A 5,165-nucleotide genomic window follows, 5' to 3' on the forward strand; every position below is an offset into this window, starting at 1 on the left:
AAATCTCATAGAACGCATGAACAAGGAGATAAGAAGAAGGATCAAGATCATTGATTCAATGCCTTCTGAAGAGAGTGCAATGAAGATCATTTATCTGAGGGCAGCAGAGATAAATGACAAATGGTCTATGAGATCATTGAGAGGATATTATAAATGCATTGATGAGATTAAGGAAATGTTCCAAAGGAGGTATCCTTTATGATTACTCAAGATTTGAGTATTCCAAAAGGATGAAAATAAAGTATCTAAAACTTGTACAGCGGTTAGGAAAAAGTCGTACTATTATTGCGATAATTATGATGCTTGCTGAAAACATATGGAGGATGCTATCAAAGAGTATCGCGTTCTACAATGAGATGGGGAGGCCGATAAGAAGAAAATAGAATCCACTCGCATGAGATACTTCCAGCCGAATGTATCAAGGAAAGTGATCGACACCATAAAGCTCTTTAAGAATCGGAATAGTACTTCCATTTCAGATAGACTTTTTTCATAGAAGTACAGTATGTGTAATTCTAGCATAAATATTATATAATGATATTATATAGCATATTATAAGTGTGGACCAAGCCATCATAGAACTGGAACACCAAGATGTTAATATTATAAGTAAGAATGAATACATGAATAGCATGGGGGAATCAGTTTTCCAGATTATGGGGGTATCTTCATGAAATTAAAGTATTCCGCAGAGGAGAAGTTCCAGATAGTAACGGAGTCCTTCACTCATTGTGTGACACAGGGAGAGATGCGTCGCTGGCATGGCAAATATACTGTTCAGTTGATCAAGTGGAGGGATCAGTTCATACTTGGAGGAAAAGCAGTACTGGCCCAGAGAAGAAATTCTGATTTAAGGAATGAGGAGATAAATGACCTGAAGAAGACCATTAGAAACCAGTCATTGGACATAGACGATTTTAAAAAAAGATCACGGGAACACAAAATGATGGTTCTTGAAGATTCGATAGATCAGATTCCTATCAGGGAGATCTCACGAATATCTGGAATATCAATGTCCACATATTATTACAAACCCAAGGAGAGGCATGTTGACCGGCTTGATCCATCGATCAAAAAGAGGATCAGGGAGATCGCATCTGAAAGGTCGACATACGGTTACAGGAGAGTATGGGCAATATTAAAGAATCATGGAACAAGGGTGAATCTGAAGACTGTCAGGAAAGTACTCAAGGATAACAATCTGAGCCTTCCTGATTCACAGCACAGGGCAAGAACAAAGTCAAGGAATCTCTTCCAACTACATGGTCCGGATCAGATGTGGGAGATTGATACCACATACATTCCCACAGAGATTGGAATGACCTATCTCATGTGCATCAAGGACTGCTTAACCAAGGAGTGGCAGGGATACAATTATTCCCGATCCTTCATGGCAAGGGATGCCATAAGATCCGTGGAGAATGCTGTTCTCATTGCATTCAACGGAACAGCTCTAGAGGGTTTGACACTGAAAACAGACAATGGCCCTCAGTACATATCCCATGAGTTCAAAATTGTCATGAAACTACTTGGAATAAGACTTGAATATATTCATAAACACACTCTAGAAGATAACAGGGATATTGAATCGGTCCACAATTCAATCAAGACAGAATACATACTGCCCAATGAATTAGTGTACTTCTATGATACTTCAAATGTCATTAGGAAAGCATTCACGGACTACAATGAATGTAGGTCAGGTTTATCCATTGATTATCTCCCTCAAATTGAGTTCAGGAGGAAGTTCCTAGATTATCTGACATTCAAGGAAAGATTCGAGAAGAAAGAGATAGGGGTAAGAATAAATGAATAATGAAGAAAAGTGCTCAAAAATCAGATGGGGCAGATCAAATGAATAAATTACCTAAAAATGATATATTATATATCTTATTTTTTTTTATATCCATTTTTATTACAATAATAAACATAGGTGGAAAATATGAAATAGATTTTCTTAACATACAATGGCCATTCAATTCATCATTTGTTTTTTATAATCTATTCAATGGTTTCACATTTTATAATTATGGAAACATTTCATTTATTAACTTTTTCAATTTTCCTGAAACATTGTTTATTTACATATTATCATTAATAGGATTCCCAGTATATATGCAGGAAATATTTATAATATCTGTTTTTCAATTCATAGCATTATACTATTTCTATAAATTGTTTTATGCGTATATTTTTAATTTTATTGATGATAACGCTATAAAAACATTCGTTTCTGCCTTAGCTTCACTATTGGTTGTATTCAGTTTTGCATCACAAACTGTATTCTGGTGGAATTTTATACCAGGTGGATTCTTTTTACTTTCATTTGGTTCAGCTATGCTATATTATATATTATTATTCTATGAAAATTATTTTGACGGTAGATTTGTTAAAAAGTATCTTCTCTATATTTTAATTTTTTCAAGTCTTTCTATTTCTGTAAATACACCGTTTAATATTTCATTTCTATGGCTTTTTTTGATAACCCCAATTTTTCCTTTTATAAATAACTTTAATAAAACCAACTTTAAGAGATTGCTATTCGGCTATTTAATAATTATTTTAATAATGCTAATTGGCAATATATGGTACATATACCCGACCCTATTGGAAGGATATTATATACCATTTAATACAAAATCAGGAACTAATTTTAATCTAAGCATTTTTTATTTAGCTGGAAATATAAATATTTTAAAAATTATGGAATTCACATATGCAACTTCCCAATACTCATATCCAAGCTTAGGGTCTTCAATTTTTTTCAAATATGGCAAAATTCTAGCGTATGCCATATTTCCAATTATTTTTGGAGGGATTATATCCTTAAATTCCAAAAGTAATAGGAATTATTTTTACTTGTTATTTATTTATTTCATTACATTTCTACTTTTAATAGGTTCTGAAGGGCCATTTAAATATCTATACCTGGATTTACTGTTTAGAAATAGTGAACTTTTATTGGCATTCAGAAATCCATATACGGCACTCATATTTTCTTTCAATTTATTATATATATTATTAATATTATTTTCCGGATACAGAATATTTTTTTCCATACATATTTATTATAAAGAGGTAAATATCATTAAGTTAAGGAGATATAAAAAGACTATAGTTAGGGTAATTGCTATTTTAATAATCTTAATCATGATTCTTCCTATTATATCAACATCTGCCAATATTTATCTCGGAGAGGCCATTCCAGTATCACCATTAAAATCAAGGGTACAAATACCTGAATATGAGGTACAAACTGCAAATTATATAAGTGAGAAATTAAATAATTATAACTATGTGTATTTATTTCCTGGAGGAGGGGTAATAGATGAAAACTGGACCCATGGTTATGATGGGTTTGACTTACTTCCCAATCTTATCGGTAGCAACTACGTTATTGATTCCCCAGCAAATAGCATGGAGGACTATTTATGTGAATATATAAAATATGGCGAAACTTGGGAGGTTCCTAATTTTGCATCATCTTTATCTGATTTGGGAATAAAATATCTAGTCATAGAGGGTAATATAACAGCTACACCATATTGGTCATATACATATACGCCAAATTACCAATCCATTTTATATTCCTTAAACCACACATCTAATATAAGCCTAATAAAGCAATTTGGAAGCAACTATATATACGAAAATACACTCAACGCAAAATTGGTTTACATTCCAGAAGAAGCGGTAAACTCTTCCGTAGCCGTTAATGGAATATTCCCTACTAAGAATATAACTAAGGAATATTATGATGATATTAATAGAAGCTATGCCATGTCACCAAATAATTTCATAAATGCTTCTTACAATGGAAGTATTTTGATAAGTGTCAATGAAACTGAAAGAAATAAAACAGAAAAAATGGAGGGAAAATTGCCATTCAGTTATACTGGTTACGGTGGACCTTCAATATTTAACGAATATCCGATTGATATAAACCCATCACTGAATGATCTTATAATAAAATTCAAGACAAATAGTAATGCAGCATTTACTATTAGTGCAATCACAACAAAAAATACAACAGGTAATAATATGTATATATACGATCTAAGTAAAAATAATAGTATATATAATTTATTCGGATCATATAATAGCCTTGGTTCCGGCGATAATAAATTAAATCCAGCATATGGTGGTGACTGGTGCTCAAACACTAATATCACAACAATGGTGATAAATCTTAATGATGTCACTGGAAAGACTATATACAAATTATTATTTTCTATACTTCCTGTTGCTAAAAATGGTACAGGTTTAAGGAATATACCAATTAATAAATGGCCTTCCTATGAAAATTTAACAATATACAGTATTGAACTTGTGCATAATATAAATAAATCCACGTTCATTCAAACAACAAGTAACCTTGATCTAAAGGCAAATTTAACATATGAAAAAATAAGTGGTGAAAATGTTAATTTAAAAATTAATCATCCAGAAAACAATACAAAGCCTATACCCATAATACTAACTGAAAATTATGCAAGAGGGTGGTCTGTAAAATATAATAAAAATACTAGCAATATTTTAGTAATAGATGATGGTTATGCTACTGAAATACTTGTTTTTCCAAATAACAATGGGAATAATATTACACTGAATTTATATTTTACAGGCAATAGTGAATTAACAAAAATTCTTCTATTGTCATTAATTGTTTATATTATATCTATAATATTGTTAACAACTCAAACACTGCCAGTTTTAATTATGTACATAAAAAAATTTAAAATTCAAATAAAAACTTAAAGGAAAACCATTTAAATGAATCTTAAATTTTAATTAATGAGGATTTCTAATAACCCCTCATTAAACACCGTAACATTTATTCATGAAACACGCATGTTACAGTATGAGTGACCTGCTTGATCATGCTTTAAAAGAGAAATACAACTCAATGAAGATAAATGATCCATTGATATTCATTAAGAATGCCATTGACTGGAGTTGATTCACACCATTATTGAATGATATGTATCACAATGATACAGGGGAGGAAGTTCAAACATCCCCATTGATCTGAGCCCCCTAATTTTGGACAGATATTCTCTCTTCCAATGATACATCTTCTTTCAACCTCCTTCTCTTTTCAATCCTGTTCTTCAATATTCTCTCCTCCTTTCTTTTCCTCTCTTCCACAAATTCTTTCCTGAAAT

Annotated in this window: 3 protein-coding genes; all 3 read left to right on the top strand. The window is 31.6% G+C overall.

The genetic code is table 11. The annotated features are described in order from the left end of the window. On the top strand, positions 1-202 hold a 202-nt coding region (locus ACNF42_RS08380; RefSeq protein WP_443340316.1), incomplete at its 5' end, for a transposase. A gap of 468 nt (positions 203-670) precedes the next feature. After that, the gene (locus ACNF42_RS08385; protein ID WP_443340317.1) at positions 671-1,816 is read left to right on the top strand and encodes an IS3 family transposase; all 1,146 of its coding nucleotides are present in this window, start codon (positions 671-673) and stop codon (positions 1,814-1,816) included. Next, positions 1,816-4,758, top strand: coding sequence for a hypothetical protein (locus ACNF42_RS08390; protein ID WP_443340318.1), 2,943 nt, complete (start codon positions 1,816-1,818; stop codon positions 4,756-4,758). The genes ACNF42_RS08385 and ACNF42_RS08390 overlap by 1 nt, the downstream gene beginning before the upstream one ends. Positions 4,759-5,165: the final 407 nt, after the last annotated feature.

The sequence above is a fragment of the Cuniculiplasma thermophilum genome (assembly GCF_052315355.1).
Lineage (GTDB): Archaea > Thermoplasmatota > Thermoplasmata > Thermoplasmatales > Thermoplasmataceae > Cuniculiplasma.

Coding starts and splice junctions, on each gene's coding strand:
- ACNF42_RS08390 (WP_443340318.1), top strand. CDS start 1,816: ATGAAGAAAAGTGCTCAAAAATCAGATGGGGCAGATCAAATGAATAAA.
- ACNF42_RS08385 (WP_443340317.1), top strand. CDS start 671: ATGAAATTAAAGTATTCCGCAGAGGAGAAGTTCCAGATAGTAACGGAG.